The organism is Actinoplanes sp. TBRC 11911 (genome assembly GCF_012933445.1).
GTDB lineage: Bacteria > Actinomycetota > Actinomycetes > Mycobacteriales > Micromonosporaceae > Actinoplanes.
The window spans coordinates 52,953-75,484 of sequence record NZ_JABBNC010000043.1; the positions used below are offsets into that span (position 1 = coordinate 52,953).

Consider the following 22,532-nt stretch of genomic DNA (forward strand, 5'->3'; position numbering starts at 1 on the left):
GATGCGTATCGCCTGGAACCCCGCCACCATCGCCCAGCACGTCGTCGGCAACGCCGTCGTCCTCTACCCGGGCGACGAGATCAGCGCCGAGGCGCAGGCGCTCGCCCTCGAGGTGGCGCCCGACCCGGACCGCGACATCGTCGTCCTGGACGTGCCCGACGTCCTGCCGCCCGGCGCCTGGGCGGCGATGGCCGAGATGCTCGGCAAGCAGCGCCGCCCGCTGCGGGTGATGGTCAGCGGCGCCGCCCGCGAGACCGCGGCGCTGGCCGGGCAATGGCTGGCCGACCGGATCGACCGGCCGGTCGTCGCCCCCGACGGGCGGGTGACCCGCGCCGGCGGCGGCACGATTTTCGTGCACGGCGCGGGCGAGGGCTCCGGCTGGATCAGCTTCGAACCCGGCCGGCCGCCGTCCTGGGTGGCCAAGCGCTATCCGGCGCCGCCGTGGGACGCGCTGGTCGCCGAGTCGTTCCCCACCAGCGCGAGCGGGGTGGCCGATCCGGTGCCCGGCGGCGTCTGGGTGCACCCGGCCGGTCACGCCGAGGCCACCGCCACGCACGGGCGGTGGCTGGCCGAGACCATGCCGGCCCTGCCCGACTCGGTGACCGTGGTGGTCGGCTGCCCGGGCACGCCCGCGCTCGCCCTCGACGACGTGGCCCGCCTCTGGCGCTCGCTGGATCCGGAGGTGCGCGAGCAGGCCCGCTTCGTCCGGTACGGCGCGGTGCACCTGCCCGCGGACGTCAGCTTCGGGCAGGCCCTGGCCGATCTGCTGGCGATCCCGGTGGTGTGCCTGGCCGGGATCCCGAGCGGCCGCCCGGAGCGCCCGGCGATGTACACGGTGGCCACCGACGGCACGCCGGGCTGGCAGGTGTTCGCCCGGGAGCTGCGCTACAAACCCCGGCCCGCGCCGGTGTGGCCGGGCGAGGCGCCGCAGATCCTCAGCTACCGGGCGCCCGAGGAACTGGGCGAGCCGATCGCGGCCCGGCAGTTCCGCTACGCCGTGGACAGCGTCGTGGAGATCGTCGAGTCCGGGCTGTGGGTCCGCGGCGACCAGATCACCACGAACGCGTACCGGCCGCGCGGGCGCGCCATGGACCCGGAACATCTCGCCGTGGTGGTCGACGACGGCGACCCCGCCCGGTTGCCCCGGCTGCGCGAGCTCGCCGAGGATCTGGTGGGCCGCCTCGACCTGCCGACCCAGCAGCGCGCGGTCTTCTTCCTGGCCTCCACGATGATGCCGCTGGGCGCCTTCGCCGCCGAGGAGGGCCCGGAGGCGCCGGCGGCCGACGTCGCCGAGATCGTGGCGGTCGAGAACCCCGCCGAGAATCTGCCGCCGCTACGCCCCGAGCCGCCGAAAGCCGAAGCGCAGTCGAAAGCCGAAGCGCCGCCGCTGCGAATACAGGTGCGCCCGCAAGCCGGACCGGAGACCACGCCCGAGCCGCCGAAGGAGCCGCCGGCCCACTTCTTCCAGCACACCCCCGAGCCGAGCTGCCGTGCCATCCCGGACCCCGAGATGATCGAGCACGACCGGGAATGGATGCGCGAGACCTTCGGCGACCAGTACACCGTCGCCGAGACCGCGGTGCGGCGGGTCCTGGCCGGCTACCCGAGCTTCGAGGCGGAACCGGACCTGGTCGCCGACGCCACCGCGCTGGACATGTTCCTGTCGCCGGTCGGCCTTGGTCTCAGCGAGGCGTTGCGGGACGGCATGTTCGGCCCGCAGGTCCCCTTCGGACGGTGCGTGGCCAGCGGCCTGGAACGGATGCCGGAACACGAGGGCACGGCCTACGTGCCCGCCGATCTGAGCGCCGAACAGCTCGGCTGGATCGGCCGCCGCGAAGTGCTCACCGACTGGGGTTTCACCGAGGCGCTGGCCCAGCCGGCCGGGCTCACCGGCACGGTCGACGTCTTCATCTGGTCGCTGACCGGGCGGCGGACGCAGCCCCTCGAGCCGGACGGCGAGCACCATGCCGACGGCCGGGTGGTGTTCCTGCCCGGCTCCCGTTTCCAGGTGTTGCGCACGGCGGCGCCGGGCACGGGCGTACGGGGAAGGCTGTTGCTCCGGCAGTTGGCGCCCGACGCGGCACCGGATCCGCTGTCGCAGGACGTGATGGTTGCGGAGCTGGAGCGCATCGCCGGGCAGTGGATCGCCGCCAAGCCACGCGCCAAGGTGGGCAACGCGGCCCGGCAGCGACTCACGGCCGTACCGGGAATCCGGTGAATCAGGCGGTCTCGGTGATGGGGCGGTCGATCCAGCTCATCATCTGGCGCAGCGTGGCGCCGGTGACCTCGATCGGGTGCGCCGCGCTCTGCTCGCGGTAGCGGGTGAAGTTCGGGCGGCCGGCCTCCTCCTCGGCGATCAGCTCGGCCGCGAACTCGCCGCTCTGGATCTCCAGGAGGATGTTCTTCATCTCCTCCTTGACCCGGGCGTCGATCACCCGCGGACCGCGCGTGTAGTCACCGAACTCGGCCGTGTCCGAGATGCTGTAGCGCATCCGGGAGATGCCGCCCTCGTACATCAGGTCGACGATCAGTTTCAGCTCGTGCAGGCATTCGAAGTACGCGATCTCGGGCGCGTAGCCGGCCTCGATCAGCACCTCGAAACCGGTCTGCACCAACGAGGTCACACCGCCGGCCAGCACCGCCTGCTCGCCGAAGAGGTCGGTCTCGGTCTCGTCCTTGAACGTCGTGCGCAGCGCGCCGGCCCGGGTGCCGCCGATCGCCTTGGCGTAGGACAGCGCCAGCGCGAGCGCGCCGCCGGTGGCGTCCTGCTCGACCGCGACCAGCACCGGCACGCCCTTGCCGTCGACGTACTGGCGGCGGACCAGGTGACCCGGCCCCTTGGGCGCCACCATCGCCACGTCCACGTCCGCGGGCGGCTTGATGAGCTCGAAGCGGATGTTGAAGCCGTGCGCGAAGAACAACGCCTTGCCGGCGGTGAGGAAGGGCGCCAGCGAGTCGGTGTAGATCTGGCGCTGCGCGGTGTCCGGGGCCAGCAGCATGATGACGTCGGCCCATTCGGCGGCGGCGGCCGGCGTCCTCACCTCCAGCCCCTGTTCCTCGGCTTTGGCCCGGCTCTTGGAGCCCTCTTTCAGACCGATCACCACTTCGACGCCCGAGTCACGCAACGACAGCGCGTGCGCGTGACCCTGGCTTCCGTACCCGATCACCGCGACCCGGCGTCCTTGAATGATGGACAGGTCGGCATCATCGTCGTAATAGACGTCCACAGACATGCTTCAGGTGACGTCCCCATTCGTGGGTAGTTCATTGACTGTGGCGGCCCTTACATTTCCGCCTGGCGATCCCAGCCGTGGAACTGCGAGTAGTCACCGCGCTCCCACGCTTCGCGCAGGCCCGGCTTGGCCAGGTCCCAGTCCGGCCGCACCTCGGCGAACGCCTCGCGCAGGTCACGCCACAGGTCGTAGACCGACGGGCGGCCCCAGAACCAATACCCGTTGTAGATGCTGTGCACGACCAGGCCCGGCTTGAGCACCAGCGTGTACGGGATCATCGGGTTGTTGTCCGGGTCGGTGTACTCCTGGATGTCCAGATCCTGCTGCACGGTCCGGCCCGGGTCGGACAGGAACGGCCAGAAGGCGCCGACCGACGCCCGGAACTCGAGGCTGTGATAGTGGTCGTCGGTCGAGATCGTGGCGATTTTCGTGTACGCCACCCCGATCTTCGACTGGAACCCGGCCAAATCCAGGTGCTGCTGGTGTTCCTTCGGGCAGTAGTGGCCGCGGGCCAGCGTCAGGATCATCGGGTCGTCGCCCTGGATCTCGCTGAGGCTGCGGTCCACCTCCTCGTGGTCGGGCAGTGTGTAGTCCGGGAAGACGGCGCCCGGGACGATGTCGGCGCGCATCAGGCCGCCGCCCGTCCGGCTCGGACGTCGCGGTGCAACGTGCTCAGAGCGTCCACGTAGATCTCCGAGAAGGTCGGGAACGGCTGAATGGTGTCGCGCAGAATGTCCAGCGGGATGGCGGCCCGGATCGCCAGGGTGGCCTGCTGCAGCCATTCCCCGGCCTCCGGCCCCAGCGCGTACGCCCCGGTGAGGTGCACGCCGTCGCTCAGCAACGTGAGGAAGCCGTTCGACGAGGCGTACTCGCGGCTGTACGTCTCCATCTTCGGGAGTTCGTTGAGCTTCGCGGTGGCCTGGAACAAGCCCTCGTTCGCGCCGACCGACGCCGCCTGCGGATCGGTGTAGACCACGCGTGGCACCGCCGTGTAGTCGACCGGCCGCGGCTCGCCCATGATGTTCGCCGCCACCACGTCGCCCTGATACTTGCCGACGTGGGTGAGCAGATATTTTCCGGTGGCGTCGCCGACGATCCACAGCCGCTCGCCGGCCCGCAGGTGGTCGTCGGTGGGGACGCCGTGCCGGTCGGCGGTGATCCCCATGGTTTCCAGGCCGAGGCCCTCGGTGCGGGGCCGGCGGCCGGTCGCCACCAACAACCGGTCACCACGCAGCTCGACGCCGTCACTGAGGGTGAGAACCACGTCGTCACCCTCCTGGCGCGCGGCCTCGGCCCGTACGTTGAGATTGATCTCGATGCCGTCGGCCCGCAGCACCTCGCCGAGCGCCGTGCCCAGCGGTGCCGGCTCCCGTGGCAGCACGTAACCGCCGCTGCCCACCATCGCGACCTCGCCGCCGAACCGGCGTACGGCCTGGGCCATCTCGACGCCGACCGGCCCGCAGCCGAGCACGATCATCCGGCGCGGCACCTCTTTCATGCCGGTGACCTCACGGTTCGTCCACAAACCCGATATTTCTGACAAACCCGGAATGGGTGGAATTATCGGGTCGGCGCCCGTCGCGAGCACGACGTGTGACGCCGTGTACGTCTGACCGTCGACGGACACCGCGCCCGGACCGGCGAGCTTGCCGGTACCGCGGATCAGATCGATGCCCTTGCTCGCCAGCCACCGCTCCTGCCCCGCGTCCGAGTAGCCGGACACCATGAAGTCGCGCCACGCCAGCGCCGCCTCGACGTCGATCTCGGCGGTGGCCGCCGCCTCCCGCGCGTCGTGCACCACCTCGCCCGGCCGCAGCAGCGTCTTGGACGGGATGCACGCGTAGTACGAGCACTCGCCGCCGACCAGCCCCCGCTCGACGATCGCGACCCGCAGACCCCCGGCGGCCAGCACCCCGGCGGTGTGCTCCCCGGGCGATCCGGCCCCGACCACGATCACGTCGTACCCATCACTCATCGGACCACCGTGCTCGATTCCGGACACCTGTCGCGCCTGGGATCACCCTGGCAAACACCCTGGGGTGTGGCCGGGGAGATCACTGGCGCGAAACGGCGCCGCCAAGAGCATTCTTGTCCTATGACGGAGCCGACTGTTGAGCCGTGGGCCATCCGCGAGACGAGCCTGGACCCGCTCCGGCTGGCGCAGTGGGAGAGCGTGCTCTCGCTGTCCAACGGGCACATCGGGCTACGCGGCAACCTCGACGAGGGTGAGCCGCACGGCATCCCGGGCACCTATCTCAACTCGTTCTACGAGAGCCGCCCGCTGCCGTACGCCGAGTCGGGTTACGGATTCCCGGAATCCGGCCAGACGCTGATCAACGTGACCAACGGCAAGCTGATCCGGCTGCTGGTCGACGACGAGCCCTTCGACGTGCGCTACGGCACCCTGCACCACCACGAGCGGGTGCTGGACCTGCGAGCCGGCGTGCTCACCCGCGAGGTCGACTGGACGTCCCCGGTCGGCCGCCGGGTGAAGGTCCGGTCCCGGCGGCTGGTGTCGTTCACGCACCGCGCGATCGCCGCCTTCGAGTATGAGGTCGAGGCGGTCGACACCGACCTGCGCGTGATCGTGCAGTCCGAGCTGCTCGCCAACGAGGCTCAGCCGATGGTGGCCGCCGACCCGCGGGTGGCCGCGGCGCTGGACAAGCCGCTGGAGCCGCTCGAGCACATCACCGAGGACCACACCGCGCTGATCGCGCACCGCACCCGGGCCAGCGGCCTGACGATGGTGGCCGGCATGCACCACGACACCGAGGCGCCCGGCCGCGTGCAGTACGAGGTGGGCTGCCAGCCGGACTGGGGCCGGGCCACCATCACCAGCGTGCTGCACCCGGGCGAGAAGCTGCGGCTGATCAAACTCGTGGCGTACGGGTGGTCCAGCAACCGCACCCTGCCGTCGCTGCGTGACCAGGTGGTGGCGGCACTCGCCGGCGCCCGCTACACCGGCTTCGACGGGCTCGTCGACGAGCAGCGCAAGTTCCTCGACGACTTCTGGCACTCGGCGGACGTCGAGGTCGACGGCGACCCGGAGCTGCAGCAGGCGGTCCGCTTCGCGCTGTTCCACGTGCTGCAGTCGAGCGCCCGGGCCGAGCGCCGGTGCATCTCCGCGAAGGGGCTGACCGGTCCCGGCTACGACGGGCACACGTTCTGGGACACCGAGGGCTTCGTGCTGCCGGTGCTCACCTACACGCATCCGCCGGCCGCCGCCGACGCGCTACGCTGGCGGCACTCCACGCTCGGGCTGGCCAAGGAACGCGCGACCGCGCTCGGCCTGCGCGGCGCCGCGTTCCCCTGGCGGACCATCCGCGGGCAGGAATGCTCGGGCTACTGGCCGGCCGGCACCGCGGCCTTCCACATCAACGCGGACATCGCCGACGCCGTGATCCGCTACCGCACGGTCACCGGCGACGACTCGCTGGAGGAGCACTGCGGCACCGAGATCCTGGTGGAGACGGCCCGGCTGTGGATGTCGATCGGCCACCACGACCGGCACGGACGGTGGCACATCTACGGCGTCACCGGCCCGGACGAGTACAGCGCGCTGGCCAACGACAACGTGTTCACCAACCTGATGGCGGCCCGCAACCTGCGCGAGGCGGCCGACGCGGTGGAACGCAATCCTGAGCTGCGCGGCGAGTTCGAGGTCACCGACGAGGAGATCGCCGGGTGGCGGATCGCGGCCGACGAGGTGCACGTCCCGTACGACAAGGAAATGGGGGTGCACGAGCAGTCCGACGGCTTCACCCGGTTCCCGGAGTGGGACTTCGAGGCGTCCCGCAACAGCTATCCGCTGCTGCTGACCACCCCGTACTTCGACCTCTACCGGCGGCAGGTGATCAAGCAGGCGGATCTGGTGCTGGCCATGCACTGGGCCGGCGACCATTTCACCGACGAGCAGAAGGCCCGCAACGTCGATTACTACGAACGCCGTACGGTCCGGGACTCATCGTTGTCGGCCTGCACCCAGGCGGTGCTGGCGGCCGAGGTGGGCCAGCTTGAGCTGGCCCTTGAGTACGCGTCCGAGGCGGCCATGGTCGACCTGCGCGACCTCAACCACAACACCGGCGACGGGCTGCACATGGCGTCGCTGGCCGGCGCCTGGATCGCGCTGGTCTGCGGCTTCGGCGGGCTCCGCGACCACGGCGGCGAGCTCGCCCTCGACCCGGCGCTGCCGCCCGGCATCGACCGGCTCCGCTTCCGGATCCGCTGGCAGGGCGCCCGCCTCCAGGTCACCGTCACCCACCAGGAGGTCACCTACGAGGTCGACGGCGGCACCGTGAAACTCAAGCACGCGGGCCGGGCCCTGGAGATCTCCGAGCCCGTTACCGTACGCCTCACCGAGCGCACCGCCGCGTATCCGCGACCCGAGCAGCCGGCCGGGCGTGAACCGGTCACAGCGGCGCGGCGGTCTGCGCGGCAAGAGCAGTCCGAAGCTGTCGCCGGGAGCTGACACCGAGCTTGCTGAAGATCTTCCGGAGGTGCCACTCCACGGTCCGGGCACTGATGAACAGCTCGGCGCCGATCTCCGGGTTCGTCTGACCGTCGCGGGCCAGCCGCGCGATCAGCTCCTCCTGCGGGGTGAGCGAGGCGCGCGTGCTGCCGCGCCGCTTACGGACCGTCTCCCCGGTGGCCGACAACTCGTGGCCGGCCCGGTCGGCGAACCCCTCGGCGCCCATCGCGGTGAACATCTCGTACGCCGTACGCAAGGATTGCCGGGCTTGACCCCGCCTGTTCTTGCGGCGCAGCCACTCGCCGTAGAGAAGGTGCGCGCGAGCCAGCTCCGGACGCAGCCGGGTGCGGCCGAGCCGGTCGATCGCCTCCCGGTACTGCTCGTCGGCCTCGCCGCCGTCGGCCAGCAACGCCCGGCAGCGCGCGACGATCCCGCGCGACCAGTCGGTGTCCTGCCCGTTGACGACCAGCTTCGCCAGCGCCGCGCGCGCCACGTCACCGTTGCCGGCCCGTACCGCCGCCTCGATCAGCTCGGGCAGCGCCCAGGTGGACACGAACAGCTGCGGCGCCTCGGCGGCGGCCCGCTCGGCCTCGAGCAGCGCGTCGTCGTAGCGGCCCAGGCCGTTGAGCAGCATCGCGGCGGCGAAATGCCCGAACTGAACGCCCAGCCCCTCGCCACCGGCCGCGGCCTCGGAGATCGCCGACTCGATCCGGTCGTCGCGCCCGCGCAGGGCCGCGAGCAGCATCGCCCCGTACGGCGCGATCCGGGTGCCGGTGGCCTCGGTGACGGTCGCGGCCTCGGCGACCACGGCCGCCGCCGCGTCCTGATCCCCGGTCCAGGCGACGACCAGGCCCAGGCCGTTCAGCGCGATCGACAACTGGGCCAGGGCACCCGCCGCGCGGGCCAGGTCGACCTGGCGCACGACGATCGAGTCCCAGCTGTCGAAGTCCCACAGCGTGACCGCGGCCGCGGAGGCCATCACGGCCCACTGCAGGCCCTTGTCCGTCTCGCCGCGGAAGTCGCGCACCGCTTTTCGCAACAGCGGCGCGGCCGGCACGCGTCCCTCGGTGATCAGCACCGCCAGGCCGCCGAGAAGCGGATCCGTGTCGTTGGTGGTGGACCGCACCGCCCAGGAGACCTCCATCAGATCGCTGGAGGTGGCCAGGTCGCCGGCGAACAGGGCGGCGCCCCAGGCATCGAAATACGTCTCCCTCGCCAGCGCGGGGTCGTGCGGTTCCAGCCGGCGGGCGGCCTTCAGCAGCAGCGCCGGGGCGTCCCGGCCGTCGGTGGAGGCGGACGCCACCTGCCCGCGCAGCAGATCCACCCGGGCCAGGCCGAACTCGTCGAGATCCCCGGACTCGGCGGCGGTGAGCAGGCCCATCGCGGCGTCGAACGTGCCGGCCTGCACGTTGTGCTGGGCCGCGGCCATCATCCGGGCGGCGCGTTTGGCCGGGTCGGCGGTGAGGCTGGCGGACCGGTCCAGGAACGCGGCGGCCGCGGCCAGGCCACCCCGGGCGCGGGCGCGTCCGGCGGACAGCTCCAGCTCGGTGGCGACGTCCTCGTCCAGGCCGGTGGTCGCGTGGGCGAGATGCCAGGCGCGGCGGTCCGGGTCGAGCTGCGGGTCGGTGACCTCGGCCAGGGCGCGGTGCACCTGGCGGCGGGTGTCCGGGGAGGCCGCGCCGTACACCGCGGACCGCACCAGAGGATGCCGGAAGCGGACCTGGGCGCCGAGCTCGATCAGGCCGGCGGCCTCGGCGGCGGAGGCGTTCTCCGGGCCGATGCCCAGGCGTTCCAGGGCGCGCCACAGCAGGGTCACGTCGCCCACCGGCTCGGCGGCGGCGGTCAGCAGGACGAGCTGGGACTCCGGGGGGAGTTCGCCCAGGCGGTGCAGGTAGCTCTGCTCGATGCGGTTGGCCAGCTCGGTCGTCTCCGGCAGGCCGAAGCCGCCGGCCAGTTCGGCGCTCGTCCAGGTGCGGGGGAGTTCCAGCAGGGCCAGGGGGTTGCCGCGGCTTTCGGCGACGATGCGGTCGCGTACGGCGGAGTCGATGGCGCCGTGCAGGGCGCTCGCGAGGACTGTCCGGGCGTCGGCGTCGCCGAGCCCGCGGATGAGAATTTCCGGAATGTCGCCCAGGGGGTCCTTTTCGGATTTTTCCGATTTGTCGGGCGGGAGGGCGAATTCGGCGCCGGTTGACGCCGCTGTCGGCGGCGTCCCAGCCGTCCGCGCCGTGCGCGGTGGCGTCCCGGCCGCCGTTCGTGCCGTGCGCGGTGGCGTTCCGGCCGTCGTCCGCGCCGTGCGCGGTGGCGTCCCGGCCGCCGTTCGCGCCGCGAAGATCAGCCCGACCGGCTCGGCCAGCATGCGCCGCGCCACGAACGCCAGGGTCTGCGCGGACGCCCGGTCCAGCCACTGCGCGTCGTCGATCAGGCAGATCAGCGGCTGCTGCTCGGCCGCCTCCGCGAACAGGCTCAGCACCGCCAGCCCGACCAGGAACCGATCCGGCGCCGCCCCCACACTCAGCCCGAAAATCGTCTTGAGCGCGTCCCGCTGCGGCTCCGGCAGCTTCTCCAGGTTGTCCAGCATCGGCACGCACAGCTGATGCAGCCCCGCGAACGCCAGCTCCATCTCCGACTCGACCCCGGCCGCCCGCACCACCCGGCAGCCCTCGGCGCGCCGCCCGGTATATTCGAGCAGCGCCGACTTCCCGATGCCGGCCTCACCCCGCAGCACCAGCACCCGGCTCTGTCCCGCCAGGATTTGATCGACGAGCCGATCGAGCACCTGGCACTCGCCGCGTCTGCCACGCAGCCCTTCGCCAGGCACGCTCGACGCCATGACATGCCCCCCTATGTCGTTCTGAATACTTCCACAGGGCAGCCGGGGCAGAAACCCCCAGCGTTGAGCGCGGGTCCCTACGCTGCGCAAATGGTTCATCCCGCAAGGTTTTGCAGGCGCGCCCCGCAGCAATGCGGCCGGGCACGTTTCGGTCGCCACACCGGCTCGTATCGACATCGATTTGACGGTCTGAATCAGAGCAGGACCGTCCGGCCGGACGGACCCGCGAACGCTTTCGGGAAACGCGCAGTGACGACGAAGCCCCGACCGCCGCGTAATGAGGTGGTCGGGGCTTCCGGGCGCGAGTAGGAGAAAGCTCGCGGGGGCAGAGCCGGGCATGACCGACAAAAGCACCATCAGCCGCCCGCGGTAGTCACGGGGCTACCCGAGTCGTGCGGATGACATGACATCGTTGAAGTTCTGGCCACCCAGGAACTCGCCGCCGAAGAATACCGGAACATTTTTGGTCATATCCGGTATCCTCGCGCCGGCGCCCACGACCGCACGGATCCCACCGTCGTTGTTGTCGTACCAGCCCTGGAATGTCGTGCCGCTGTTGTTGATGATCGAACTGACCGAATCATTCATGTTCGTGCCATTGGAATAATTGGCGAACTGGAAGTCCGAAATACTCCCACTAAACACTCGCACGGTATTCGTGTAATTGATGTCCTTGTATAGACATACCTGGCCCGAGCCGCAGGTGTAGGCGGCGTTAGCAGCGGTGGGCGCGACGGCCAAACCGACTGCGACGATGGCGGGTGCTCCTATTGCGGCGAGGATCGCCCTGGTTCGTTTCATGATCACTACGACGGCCGGGGCAGCCGACAGCTCAACGTGGTGGCACGCTTCCTTCTTATCTTCTACCACGTCGAACTGCGCGCGAAAAATACTGTGACAGGGGTTATGACTAGTGCGTCACTTATTGTCGGTAATCCATATGTAGATTCTCCATTTCCAGTCGAAGGCCCTTTCCGCGGGCGCCCCCGAACCTCGTCGGCGAAGGGGGGTTGAGCGCTGGTTTTAGGCTGGCGTCGTGGGGGAGCGACGATGGCTGCTTGCCGGAGGTGCGATCGCCGCCGTGCAGATGGTCGTATTTGTTACCGTTGTGGGCGATTTACGCCCCGGGTACGACGCCGACCGTAACTGGGTCAGTCAGCTGTCGCTCGGGCCTGGCGGGTGGCTCGCCTCGGTGAACTTCGCCGTCTGCGGCATCCTGGTCGTCCTTTGTGGCCTCGGCCTCGGCGCGGCCCGTACACCTGGCCGAGCGGCCACCTGGGCGGTGCGCCTCGTGGTCTGCTCCGGCAGCTGCCTGGTGGGCATCGCGGTGGTGCCGACCGACCCGGGCATCGGTTACCCACCCGACGTCCCGGCCGCCGACACGCTGGTGGGTTTGCTCCACAAAATCATCTCGGTCGCCCTCGGCGGCGCGGGCATCGCGGCGGCCGTGCTGCTTGGCCGATACCTCGGGTCATGGGCACGCGCGGCCGGCTTGGCGGTGGCCACGGTCATGGCCGCGGCGTTCGTCACGGGGAGTGTGCTCGTGCTGCTCGACGCCGGCGGCGTGCTGCCCGGCGCACCCAGCGGCCTTCTGGAGAGGGTGGCGTTGTACGCGGGCCTGGGCTGGACCGGCACAGTTGCTGTCGTCCTGCTGGCCCGCGGCGCTCGCACAACCAGCACCCGAACGCGCCGCGCCGCAGGCGGCCACGTATAGCGAGCCGGCGCTGTCGACACCTCGCCAGGCCGCCGCCGCGGCCGTCTGTTTGCGGCGCGATTACGGCTGACCGTCGTAGCCGTGTCCGCCGAGCCAAAGGTTGGGTGGCCGCGCGGGCGGCCCGTCTGATGTCGGCCGGAGCGCCGGCGGATGAGCACCGCAACCTGTGGCTCCGGGACGGCAGCCGCACAGCGAGCCTTCCCACCGGGCTGTTTATGATCCACCGCATGGCTTGCAGTGGGGTGCTCTTCGCGTTGACCGAGTCGCAGGCTGCCCTGCTTGCCGCGACGCGGGACGACGCCGAGGTTCGCGCCTTTGTCGAGCAGGTCGAGAACGACTGGGACCCCGATTGGCTGTGCGAAGTCGACAAGGCCTGGGACGCGCTGCACCGCTGCCTCAGCGACGGCACGCTCCGGCTCGGCGAGCACGGTGGCGGCGTGCTCGAGCTGGCAATTCTGGGCGGCCGCCAGCATCACGAGGCCGACGACTACATCGTGGCGCACGTCGACGCGGACCAGGTCGCGGCGGTGGCGGCCGCGCTCTCCGAGGTCGACAAGCAGTGGCTCGGCGAGCGATACGACCAGATCGACCCCGACGACTACCAAGCGCTGCTCGACGACGAGGACTTCGAGTACACCTGGCAGTATCTGCAGGATGTCCGCGATTTCTACAAGCACGCCGCGGCCGGCGGCCGCTCGGTAGTCTTCACCGTCGACCAGTAGGGCCGCACCGGGTTGTTCGATGCACCCGGATCACGTACGGGTAGCGCAACAGCAGGCGGTTGGCTCGGGACGGGCATTGCCGCGCGTCGCCGACCTGGCCGCGTCGGCCCGCGCCCTCCGCCATCCCCACGAGGCCGAAATGTGGGATCCGTGTCCGCTGTACGGGACCGGCGCCCACATCGTGGCAGTGGGTCCGCAATGTGAGATCTGCGTCCACAGTGGAGCCTCCTTTTGCCGCTTTCGCGGGCTTTGTTCAGCCGTTTTCCCCGAGGTTTTGTAGACCTTGGAGACTTCGGGCTCGCATGTGGGCGTAACTCTCCAAGGTCTCGAGAAATCCCAGAATGTGGCCGGGATCGCCGCATAGTGGGATGGATGGACGAGGCGCGCGTCAACCTGGAGACCTGTGAGGCTCGGTGATCATCTCGGCGGTAGCTGCCGGTTGTGCGCCACGCACTGCTGTGGGTCGCGGGTCGCGGGTTGCCGGTCGCGGGTTGCCGGTTGCGGGTTGCGGGTTGCCGGTCGCAGGTCGCGGGTTGCCGGTTGCCGGTCGCGGGTTGCCGGTCGCGGGTTGCCGGTCGCGGGTCGCAGGTCGCGGGTCGCGGGTTGCCGGTTGCGGGTTGCCGGTTGCGGGCCGGTTGCCCCTTGCCCATTGCCGGTTGCGGAGGCTCGACACGCGCGGCATCGATATCCACCGCTGCCTGGCTCGGGGGCGGCAATGAGCCGGTCGGGGCCGGCCACGCCGGACACGGCGAGCAGGTCGCCGCGGATTCGGACCCCGGCCCCGGAAAGTCTCGAGACCGCCGCTCGCACGGTAATTACCACCGGCAGGGCGCCCCCGCTCGGCAAGATAGCCGCATGACCCTAGTCGGAAAATTGCATGTGTCGCTGCCTCCGCAAGAGGCGTTCCGCTTGTTCACCGCGCGCGGCGAGCGCGATTGGGTGGACGGCTGGGCCCCGGCGTTCCCGGACGAGGTCGCCGACGACGCCACCATCGGCACCGTCTTCGAGACCGATGCGCACGGCCACCACGCCACCTGGATCGTCGTCGACAGCGAGGAGAACCGCCGGATCCGCTACGCGCGAGTGGTGACAGGCCGTGACGCCGGCACGGTCGCGGTCGAGCTCAAGCCCGACGGCGATGGCAGCGAGGTGACGGTAACCTACCAGCTCACGGCCTTGACCGAGGCTGGCGGCGACTATCTCGCCACGTTCGCGGAGAACTACCCGGCGTTCATCGACTCCTGGGCGGAAGCCCTTGCCAGCCGGGCGAGTCACCACTAACGTACAACCACATGGTTGTAAGTGAGGTGGAGGACGCGGTCATCGACCGGGTCTTCCACGCGCTCGCGGACGCGACCCGGCGCGACATTCTGACCCGGGTCATCCGCGCCGAGGAGTCCGTCTCCGCCCTGGCCAAGCACTATCCGATGAGTTTCGCCGCGGTGCAGAAACACGTGGCGGTGCTGGAACGGGCCGACCTGGTGACCAAACAACGCCGCGGCCGCGAGCAGGTGGTGCACGCCGAGCTCACGGCCGTGCGCCGGGCGGCGCGCCTGCTCGACGCGTACGAGCAATTGTGGTTGCACCGCGCCCACGGCATCGACCGCCTCCTGCGAGGCGAAAAGGAGAACCCGTGATCAACTCGCACAAAGACGTCGAGAAACTGACCCTGACATTCGTCGCCGAGTTTGCCGCGACGGTCGAGCGCCTGTGGCAGGTCTGGGCCGATCCGCGCCAGCTGGAACGCTGGTACGGCCCGCCGGAGTGGCCCGCCACGTTCGAGAAGTTCGAGTTCGAAGTGGGTGGCGAGGGGCGCTATTACATGACCGGCCCGGACGGCGAGAAAATGCACGGCTGGCTGCAGCTCACCGCGATCGAGCCACCGCACCGGCTCGAGTATGACGACGCGTTCGCCGACGACAGGGGCGAGCCGACCGGGCGGAAGGCGCATTCGGTCGTCACCCTGGAACCGATCGACGCCGGCGCCCGGATGACAGCGGTGACCCGGTTCGTCGACCTCGCCCATCTTGAGGAGATCGTGAAGATGGGCTTCGAAGAGGGCTGGATCTCGGCACTCGCACAGATCGACGACATTCTCATCAGCGACAACGGGGGTAAATAATGCGCAAGCTCAGCGCCACCATGTTCATGAGCCTGGACGGCGTCATTCAAGCGCCCGGCGGCCCCGGTGAGGACGGCGACGGCGATTTCCCGTACGGGGGATGGGCCGTCACGTATTTCGACGACCGCATGGGCACGGTGATGGACGAATTCCTGCGCGAGCCCGTCGATCTCGTGCTGGGGCGCCGCACGTACGACATCTTCGCCGGCTATTGGCCGCAGCACGCCGACGAGCAGGGCGTCGGAATGCCGTTCGCGCGCGCGACCAAATATGTCGCCTCCCGCGGCAAGCCCGACCTGAGCTGGGACAAGTCGGTCCTGCTCAAGGGCGACGCGGCCCGGAGCGTCGCGGCGCTGAAGAAGGACGACGGCCGCGACCTTCAGGTGCACGGCAGCGTCAACCTGCTGCAGACGCTGATGCGCGCCGGCCTCGTCGACGAGTATCTGTTGTGGACGTTCCCGGTGCTGGTCGGCACCGGGAAGCGGCTTTTCACCGAGGGCGTGCCGGCCGGCGGACTCGAGCTCGTCGACACCACGACGTCCACGACCGGGGTGGTCATCAACCGGTACCGTCCATCCGGCGACCTGAAGACGGGGACGTTCTAGGGTTTCCGGGCCAGCCCGCAGAACTGGTAGACGTCGGTGCCGGCGGTCGGATCGCCCGGCTCCGGCCGCCACTTCGTGCAGGTCACCACGCCCGGGTCGAGCACCGACAGCCCGTCGAAGTAGTCCAGCAGCTGCGCCTTGCTGCGTAACGTGATCGGGGGCGTCGCCGTCTCGTTCCACTGCTTCGCGGCGGCGGCGGACTCCTCCGGCCGGACCTCGGTGGTCGGGTGGGCGATCGCCAGATAGCTGCCGGACGGCACGGCCGCCATCAACCGCCGGACGATCCCCACCGCTTCCTCGTCGTCGCCGATGAAGTTGAGTACGCCCAGCAGCATGACCGCCACCGGCTTCTCGAAGTCGAGCGTCTTGGCCGCCGCGGCCAGGATCGCCGACGTGTCGCGCGCGTCGGCGTCGATGTAGTCGGTCGCGCCCGCCGGGGTGCTGGTCAGCAGCGCCCGCGCGTGGGTCAGCACCAGCGGGTCGTTGTCGGCGTAGACGATCCGCGTCTCCGGGGCGATCCGCTGCGCCACCTCGTGCGTGTTGTCGGCGGTGGGCAGCCCGGTGCCGACGTCGAGGAACTGCCTGATGCCGGCGTCGGACACCAGGTGGCGTACGGCTCGGTGGAGGAATTTGCGGTCGGCCCGGGCGGACGTGACGATGTCGGGCAGGAACCGCTGCACCTGATCGCCGACGGCACGGTCCGCGGCGAAGTTGTCCTTACCGCCCAGCCAGTAGTTCCAGATGCGTGCGGTGTGCGGGACGTGCTGGTCGATGCCGCCGAGCCGGTCCACAGATCATCTCCTGCGCGCGGGGGGACGCGTACATCGATGATCCTAACCCTCTTGCGACGTGGAACCGCCATCTGATTCGCGGGTCAGCGGACGCGCGCCACCCTCCGGCGGGCCGGCGACCGACTCCGCCGCCAGTTCCGGGAACTTCGCGTCGAACGCGGGCCGCTCGGACCGGATCCGGGGCATCTTGTCGAAGTTGCGCAGCGGCGGCGGCGACGAGGTGGCCCATTCCAGCGAATTGCCGTGGCCCCACGGGTCGTCGACGGTCACCACCTGACCGACCTTGTACGACTTCCAGATGTTGTAGATGAAGAACAGGGTCGAGATACCGAGCACGAACGCGCCGAGCGTGGAAATGGTGTTCAGCGTGGTGAATCCGTCCGTGGACAGGTAGTCCGCGTACCGGCGCGCCATGCCCTCGGCGCCCAGCCAGTGCTGCACCAGGAAGGTGGTGTGGAAGCCGATGAATGTCAGCCAGAAGTGGATCTTGCCGATGCGGTCGTCGAGCATTCTGCCGAACACTTTCGGGAACCAGAAATAGAAGCCGGCGAAGACCGCGAACACAATGGTGCCGAACAGCACGTAGTGGAAATGCGCCACCACGAAGTACGAGTCGGTGACATGGAAGTCCAGCGGCGGGCTGGCCAGCAGCACGCCGGTGAGACCACCGAGCAGGAATGTTATGAGGAACCCGATGCAGAACATCATCGGGGTCTCGAAACTTATCTGGCCGCGCCACATCGTGCCGACCCACACGAAGAACTTCATGCCGGTCGGCACCGCGATCAGATAACTGAGGAAGCTGAAGAACGGCAGCAATACCTGCCCGGTGGCGAACATGTGGTGCGCCCACACCGACATCGACAGCATGGCGATCAACAGCGTGGCCGCGACCAGCCCCTTGTAACCGAAGACCGGCTTGCGGCTGAACACCGGGATGACCTCGGTGATGATGCCGAAGAACGGAAGCGCGACGACGTACACCTCGGGATGGCCGAAGAACCAGAACAAGTGTTGCCACAGCATGGGCCCGCCGGTCGCCGCGTCATAGACGTGCGCGCCGAGGATCCGGTCGGCGGCGAGAGCGAGCAGCGCGGCCGCCAGGAACGGGAAGACCAGGATGACCAGCAGGCTGGTGACCAGGATGTTCCAGGTCAGAATCGGCATCCGGAACATCGTCATGCCGGGCGCCCGCAACGTCAGGATCGTGGTGATCATGTTGACGGCGCCGAGAATGGTGCCGAGACCCGAGACGGCCAGGCCGATCGCCCACATGTTGCCGCTGACGCCGGGGGAGTTCGCCGAGTCGCTGAGCGGGGCGTAGGCGGTCCAGCCGAAGTCGGCGGCGCCCTCCGGGGTCAGGAACCCGATGAGGACCAGCGACCCGCCGAACAGGAACAGCCAGTACGCGAAGGCGTTCAACCGGGGGAAGGCAACGTCCGGGGCACCGATCTGCAGGGGCACCACGAAGTTCCCGAAGGCGAACACGATCGGCGTCGCGAACAGCAGCAGCATGATCGTGCCGTGCATCGTGAAAAGCTGGTTGTACTGCTCGGGCGACAGAATCTGCATGCCCGGGCGGGCGAGCTCGGCGCGCATGAGCAGGGCCATGAGGCCGCCGATCATGAAGAACGCGAACGCCGTCGCCCCGTACATGATGCCGATCTGCTTCGCGTCAGTGGTACGCAGCAGCCGACCGATGGCCGACCCCTTCACCTGACGGCGGACCGGCCACGGGCGAGCGACAACCGGCTTCGGGACGACGCTGGTCATGGGCGACCTCCGATGGCTGCGGACGCTCCTGCCGAGGTCAGACGCTACGCGCGTGGCCGATGCAGGTAAAGCGCAGGCGACGCCGAGGGTGCGATTCCGCCTGGTTGCGTGGTTTGTCGGAATCGGTGAGGGGCTGGGTCGTGGGATCATGAGAAACCCCAGGTCAAGAGCCTTCCCCGGTACGGACCGGCAAAGCGGGCACGCTCCGTACATCGGGGGTCACTAAGATTCATCGTGATCGTGGCCACAGCATTTGATCAGCTTGCGGTGCGGGGCATGATGGATAGGTGCCCTTCATCGCCAACGGCCTCAAGCGGATGATCGACAACACGCCGAGGCGGCTCTTTCTCATCCTGGTCCCGCTCGGCATCATCACGTTCACGATCGACGTGACGTCGGACGTCGCGTGGATGCGCTGGTCTGCCTTGATCTGGGTGGTGGCCGTTCCGTTCTGGCTGTTCCTGCACTGGCAGGACCGGCGGGCCGCCAAGGGCGCCGAGCCCGGCAAGCCGTAGCGCCGTTCTTGCGCTCCGCGGGTTGGGCTCTCCTACGCTCTGGCGGGTTGGGCTTTCTTGCGCTTTGGCGGGTTGGGCTTTCTTGCGCTTTGGCGGGTTGGGCTTTCTTGCGCTCTGACGGTGGGGGGACGAGGGTGCCCCATCACGGCTTGGTGGACCCTTTTTATGCCGTGATGGGGCACCCTCGTCCCCCCACCTCGCGTGGTGTCACGCGCCAGCTGGGCGTTGGCTTACTCACCTCTGGCTGCACGGTCGGGCTTCCCGGCTCCCCTTGCGCTGAGTGATCCGGCTGCCGCGCTGTGGTCGGTCTTTGCCTTTCGCGTTCAGCGGGCAGATCTGGGTGCCGGGTCAAGCGAGCGAACCGTGCCGCCTCACGCTCAGCACGTCACGCCTGGGCGTCGGCTCACCCACCGCTAGCTGCACCGCCAGCCTGGGCGTCCACCACCGGCCCGGCGGCTCCTCACCCCGGCCTCTCGCCTGCGGCGGCCCGGCCTCGAGCCCCGCTGGGCGCAAGCTGATCGCCCAGCTCACGCACGTCGGTGGCTTTCAGCCCCGCTCGGCGCAAGCCGGCCGGCCAGCTCTCGCAGGTCGTTGGCTTTCCGCCCGCTGGGCGCAAGCTGATCGCCTAGCTCACGCGCGTCGGTGGCTTTCAGCCCCGCTCGGCGCAAGCTGATCACCCAGCTCAGGCCCATCGGGGGATTAAGCCCCGCTGAGCGCAAGCTAATCGCCTGACGTACGCTCGTTGGTTGGCCGTGAGCCGACGCCGAGCGGAAGGTGAACGCTCAGGTCGGCCCGCCGCTCAGCGGTGAGTAGGCCATCGCCCAAGCGCGACGTGCTGAGCGTAAGGCGGCACGGTTCGCTCGCTTGACCCACCACCCAGATCCGCCGGCTGAAAGTAAAAGGGCAAAAGGTCGGCCACAGCGCGGCAGCCGGATCACTCAGCGCAAGGGGAGCCGGCCAGCCCGGCCATGCAGTGAGCAGCGAGTAGGCCAACGCCCGGCTGGCGCGTGACACCACGCGAGGTGGGGGGCCGAGGGTGCCCCATCACGGCATAAAAGCGCTCCACCAAGCCGTGATGGGGCACCCTCGGCCCCCCACCGTCAAAGGGTGAGAGAGTCCAACCGACAAGGCGCAAGAAATGCGCCGCGAAACGGGAGCTCGAAGAGGCGGCCGGGAACGGGCCTAGCTCCAGGGGGCGTGGACGATCCGGTCCGGGCGGATGGTCAGCAGGACTCGGGTCTGGGGGACGCCTCGGTAGTTGCGGTACGGGGCGCCGGTGTACTTCTGGGACAAGCGGTCGATGTGGGCCGCCGCGCCCTCGGTGTCGATGCTGATCACGGTGCCGGCGACCGAGTAGTACGTGGACGGATCGGCTCGGTCCAGGATGCTCACGGCCACCCGCGGGTCGCGGCGCACGTTCTTCAGCTTTCGGTGGCCCTCGACCGTGTTTACCAGGATGTTCTTGCCGTCGGTGTCGACCCAGACCTCGGTCAGCTGCGGCGCGCCGTCCGGGTTGAGGGTCGAGAGTAAGCACGTGCTCGGCGCCTCGAGAAGGTCGGTGAGCCGGGTGGGGAGATCAGACACGAGCTGCACCATACAGGCACCGCCACCGGCAACCCGCTTCCCGAGTTGCGCACCGATCGATGGAGGGCGATATTCGGGGGATCGTGACGAACTCGGCATAGGGAGGCCATCGTGGCCGTTCCGGACACCGTCTCGCAGTCCTCGCACCGCCGGCGCGCCGTCCTCGCCAGCACCGTCGGCACCACCATCGAATGGTATGACTTCTTCCTCTACAACACCGCCGCCTCGCTCATTTTCCCAGCGCTTTTCTTCCCGAAGCAGGCCGCCTTCACCGGCATTCTGCTGTCGTTCGGCACGCAGTTCGTCGGCTTCGCGGCCCGGCCCGTCGGCGCCGCTATCTTCGGCCACTATGGTGACCGGATCGGGCGTAAGGCCACGCTCATCGCCACGCTTCTGCTGATGGGTATCAGCACCACGTTGATCGGTGTGCTGCCCACCTATGCCGCCATCGGGTACGCCGCGCCGATCCTTCTCACTCTGCTCCGCATCGGACAGGGCGTCGGCGTCGGCGGCGAATGGGGCGGCTCGGTCCTGCTGTCGATGGAGTGGGGGAAGCGTACCCGCCGGGGTCTGATGGCCTCGTGGCCGCAATTGGGTGTTCCGCTCGGGCTGGTGCTGTCCACCGGCATTTTCCGGCTGATGACCGACTGGACCGGCCCCCATTTCGAGAGCTGGGGCTGGCGGATCCCGTTCCTGCTCAGCATCGTGCTGGTCGCCGTCGGCCTCTACGTGCGCCTGCGTGTGCTGGAGAGCCCCGAGTTCACCCACGTCGTTCAAACCGATTCCGTCGTACGCCGTCCGCTGCTCGAAGTCGTGCGCACCGAATGGCGAACGATCATCACGTCCGCCTTTGTGCGACTGGGCGAACAAGCTCCCTTTTACCTTTTCACGAGCTTCGTCTTGACGTACGGGACCAAGCAGTTGGGTTTGGACCGTGACGGTTTGCTGGACGACATCCTGATCGCGGCGACGATCGGGTTGATCACCGTGCCGGTCTTCGGGCATCTGTCCGACCGGTTCGGGCGCCGACGGGTGTACGGCACCGGGATCGTGTTGACGGCGATATTCGCGTTCCCTTATTTCGGCCTGCTCAACACGAAAGAGTCGGCGCTCATTCTCGTCGCGATCGTGCTGTCGCTGGTGTTTCACGACATGCAGTACGGGCCGCAGGCGGCGCTCATCGCCGAATCGTTCGGCACCAATCTGCGCTATTCCGGCGCCGGCCTGGGCTATCAGCTCGCGTCGGTCATCGCCGGCGGCCCGGCCCCGCTGATCGCCACGAAGATCCTGCAGTCGACCGGCTCGAGCACCGGGATCAGCTGGTACGTGATCGGCTGCTGCGCGCTCGGGTTCGGCGCGCTGCTGCTCCTGCCGAGGCGCTCCCACGAGCCGGCCCCGGCCAAGGCGGCAAGCGTCCGTTCCTGAGCCTGCCGGACGGCGTCGATGTGGCGTTGGCCGTGGCTCCCGCCGTGAAGTACTGCTGGAGAGCGGCTGCGATGATCCCTCGATGATCGGTGACAGCCTCATTTACGCGATGCCGGAACTGGCGGGCGGCCGGATCCGGCTCGAACCGCTGCGGTACGAACATGCGGCAGGCTATCTGGCCGCAGCCGGCAGCGAGGAGGACGCCGCTGAGATCTTCCGGTGGCAGAGCCCGCCGGGAGGAGCGCTGGCCCGACCGGTCACGGTGGACGATGCGCGAGCGCACATCGTCGCCGCACTGGCCGCCCGCGCTCGCGGGGTGCGGCTTCCCTACGCCCAGATCGACGTGGCGACCGGCACATTCGCCGGGACGACGTCGTTCGCCGACCCCGATCCCCGGCTGCGCACTTTGACCATCGGTTACACGTGGCTCGGACGGCAGTGGTGGGGTACCGGCGCGAACGCCGAGGCGAAGCTTCTCATGCTCAGCTTCGCCTTCGAATCCTTGGCCACCGTACGGGTAACGCTGGTCACCGATGTCCGCAACGAGCGGGCGCGCGCCGCGATCGAGCGGCTCGGCGCCACCCGGGAGGGGACGATGCGCAAGCATCGACGTCGTGCGGACGGGACATGGCGCGACACCGCCGTCTACGCGATCACCGACGACGACTGGCCGCGGGTCAAGGAGCAGTTGACCGGCCGGTTGGGCATGAGTGGCACCTGATGTGTCGAAGCCGGGCCGGCAGCTTCGAC

Annotated in this window: 19 protein-coding genes; 11 read left to right on the plus strand and 8 right to left on the minus strand. The window is 69.2% G+C overall.

The genetic code is table 11. The annotated features are described in order from the left end of the window. Position 1: 1 nt before the first annotated feature. Complete coding sequence (locus HH310_RS37940) at positions 2–2,218, plus strand: hypothetical protein (protein ID WP_169180586.1); 2,217 nt, start codon at positions 2–4, stop codon at positions 2,216–2,218. A 1-nt stretch (position 2,219) separates the two neighbouring features. Here HH310_RS37940 and ilvC read toward each other — a convergent pair whose 3' ends face one another. Genes ilvC through HH310_RS37955 form a run of 3 tightly spaced genes read right to left on the minus strand, consistent with a single transcriptional unit; the run spans position 2,220 to position 5,208 of the window. Then, positions 2,220–3,233, minus strand: a complete 1,014-nt coding sequence (gene ilvC / locus HH310_RS37945) for a ketol-acid reductoisomerase (protein ID WP_169180587.1) — start codon at positions 3,231–3,233, stop codon at positions 2,220–2,222. Positions 3,234–3,283: 50 nt separating this feature from the next. Then, complete coding sequence (locus HH310_RS37950) at positions 3,284–3,862, minus strand: redoxin domain-containing protein (RefSeq protein ID WP_169180588.1); 579 nt, start codon at positions 3,860–3,862, stop codon at positions 3,284–3,286. Next, positions 3,862–5,208, minus strand: coding sequence for an NAD(P)/FAD-dependent oxidoreductase (locus HH310_RS37955; RefSeq protein WP_169180589.1), 1,347 nt, complete (start codon positions 5,206–5,208; stop codon positions 3,862–3,864). Before HH310_RS37955 ends, HH310_RS37950 begins: the two co-directional genes overlap by 1 nt. A gap of 120 nt (positions 5,209–5,328) precedes the next feature. Between HH310_RS37955 and HH310_RS37960 the strand changes: the two genes are divergently transcribed. After that, on the plus strand, positions 5,329–7,701 hold the full coding sequence (locus tag HH310_RS37960; RefSeq protein ID WP_169180590.1) for a glycoside hydrolase family 65 protein: 2,373 nt from the start codon (positions 5,329–5,331) through the stop codon (positions 7,699–7,701). On the opposite strand, the gene HH310_RS37965 is transcribed toward HH310_RS37960, so the two are convergent. Next, entirely contained in the window at positions 7,643–10,531 is a 2,889-nt protein-coding gene (locus HH310_RS37965; protein ID WP_169180591.1) for an AAA family ATPase, read from the minus strand. The genes HH310_RS37960 and HH310_RS37965 overlap by 59 nt on opposite strands. 381 nt (positions 10,532–10,912) lie before the next feature. Next, a complete protein-coding gene (locus tag HH310_RS37970; RefSeq protein WP_169180592.1) occupies positions 10,913–11,401 on the minus strand; it encodes a peptidase inhibitor family I36 protein in 489 nt (162 codons plus the stop codon). 166 nt (positions 11,402–11,567) lie between these two features. Between HH310_RS37970 and HH310_RS37975 the strand changes: the two genes are divergently transcribed. The 6 genes from HH310_RS37975 to HH310_RS38000 all read left to right on the plus strand — a co-directional run bounded on the left by HH310_RS37975 (position 11,568) and on the right by HH310_RS38000 (position 15,694). Continuing rightward, positions 11,568–12,245, plus strand: a complete 678-nt coding sequence (locus HH310_RS37975) for a DUF998 domain-containing protein (protein ID WP_169180593.1) — start codon at positions 11,568–11,570, stop codon at positions 12,243–12,245. Positions 12,246–12,472: 227 nt separating this feature from the next. After that, positions 12,473–12,967, plus strand: coding sequence for a DUF1877 family protein (locus HH310_RS37980; protein ID WP_169180594.1), 495 nt, complete (start codon positions 12,473–12,475; stop codon positions 12,965–12,967). An 855-nt stretch (positions 12,968–13,822) separates the two neighbouring features. Further along, positions 13,823–14,248: an SRPBCC domain-containing protein gene (locus tag HH310_RS37985; RefSeq protein WP_169180595.1), complete on the plus strand. Its 426-nt coding sequence runs from the start codon at positions 13,823–13,825 to the stop codon at positions 14,246–14,248. An 11-nt stretch (positions 14,249–14,259) separates the two neighbouring features. Then, a complete protein-coding gene (locus HH310_RS37990) occupies positions 14,260–14,604 on the plus strand; it encodes a metalloregulator ArsR/SmtB family transcription factor (RefSeq protein WP_169180596.1) in 345 nt (114 codons plus the stop codon). Further along, complete coding sequence (locus HH310_RS37995) at positions 14,601–15,089, plus strand: SRPBCC domain-containing protein (RefSeq protein ID WP_169180597.1); 489 nt, start codon at positions 14,601–14,603, stop codon at positions 15,087–15,089. Before HH310_RS37990 ends, HH310_RS37995 begins: the two co-directional genes overlap by 4 nt. Further along, entirely contained in the window at positions 15,089–15,694 is a 606-nt protein-coding gene (locus tag HH310_RS38000) for a dihydrofolate reductase family protein (RefSeq protein ID WP_169180598.1), read from the plus strand. The genes HH310_RS37995 and HH310_RS38000 overlap by 1 nt, the downstream gene beginning before the upstream one ends. Here HH310_RS38000 and HH310_RS38005 read toward each other — a convergent pair. After that, positions 15,691–16,485 (minus strand): SAM-dependent methyltransferase, encoded by a 795-nt coding sequence (locus tag HH310_RS38005; RefSeq protein ID WP_169180599.1) that lies wholly within the window; start codon positions 16,483–16,485, stop codon positions 15,691–15,693. The genes HH310_RS38000 and HH310_RS38005 overlap by 4 nt on opposite strands. 42 nt (positions 16,486–16,527) lie before the next feature. Beyond that, the gene (gene ctaD / locus HH310_RS38010; RefSeq protein WP_169180600.1) at positions 16,528–18,258 is read right to left on the minus strand and encodes a cytochrome c oxidase subunit I; all 1,731 of its coding nucleotides are present in this window, start codon (positions 18,256–18,258) and stop codon (positions 16,528–16,530) included. 287 nt (positions 18,259–18,545) lie between these two features. Between ctaD and HH310_RS38015 the strand changes: the two genes are divergently transcribed. Further along, entirely contained in the window at positions 18,546–18,773 is a 228-nt protein-coding gene (locus tag HH310_RS38015; RefSeq protein ID WP_169180601.1) for a hypothetical protein, read from the plus strand. Positions 18,774–19,955: 1,182 nt separating this feature from the next. Here the strand turns inward: HH310_RS38015 and HH310_RS38020 are convergent. After that, positions 19,956–20,357 carry a PPOX class F420-dependent oxidoreductase gene (locus HH310_RS38020; RefSeq protein WP_312034592.1) on the minus strand — a complete coding sequence of 134 codons (402 nt, stop codon included), beginning with the start codon at positions 20,355–20,357 and terminating at the stop codon, positions 19,956–19,958. 111 nt (positions 20,358–20,468) lie between these two features. Between HH310_RS38020 and HH310_RS45090 the strand changes: the two genes are divergently transcribed. Then, positions 20,469–21,782 carry an MFS transporter gene (locus HH310_RS45090; RefSeq protein WP_169180603.1) on the plus strand — a complete coding sequence of 438 codons (1,314 nt, stop codon included), beginning with the start codon at positions 20,469–20,471 and terminating at the stop codon, positions 21,780–21,782. Positions 21,783–21,864: 82 nt separating this feature from the next. Further along, a complete protein-coding gene (locus tag HH310_RS38030; protein WP_211193138.1) occupies positions 21,865–22,503 on the plus strand; it encodes a GNAT family N-acetyltransferase in 639 nt (212 codons plus the stop codon). The last annotated feature ends 29 nt before the right edge of the window (positions 22,504–22,532 follow it).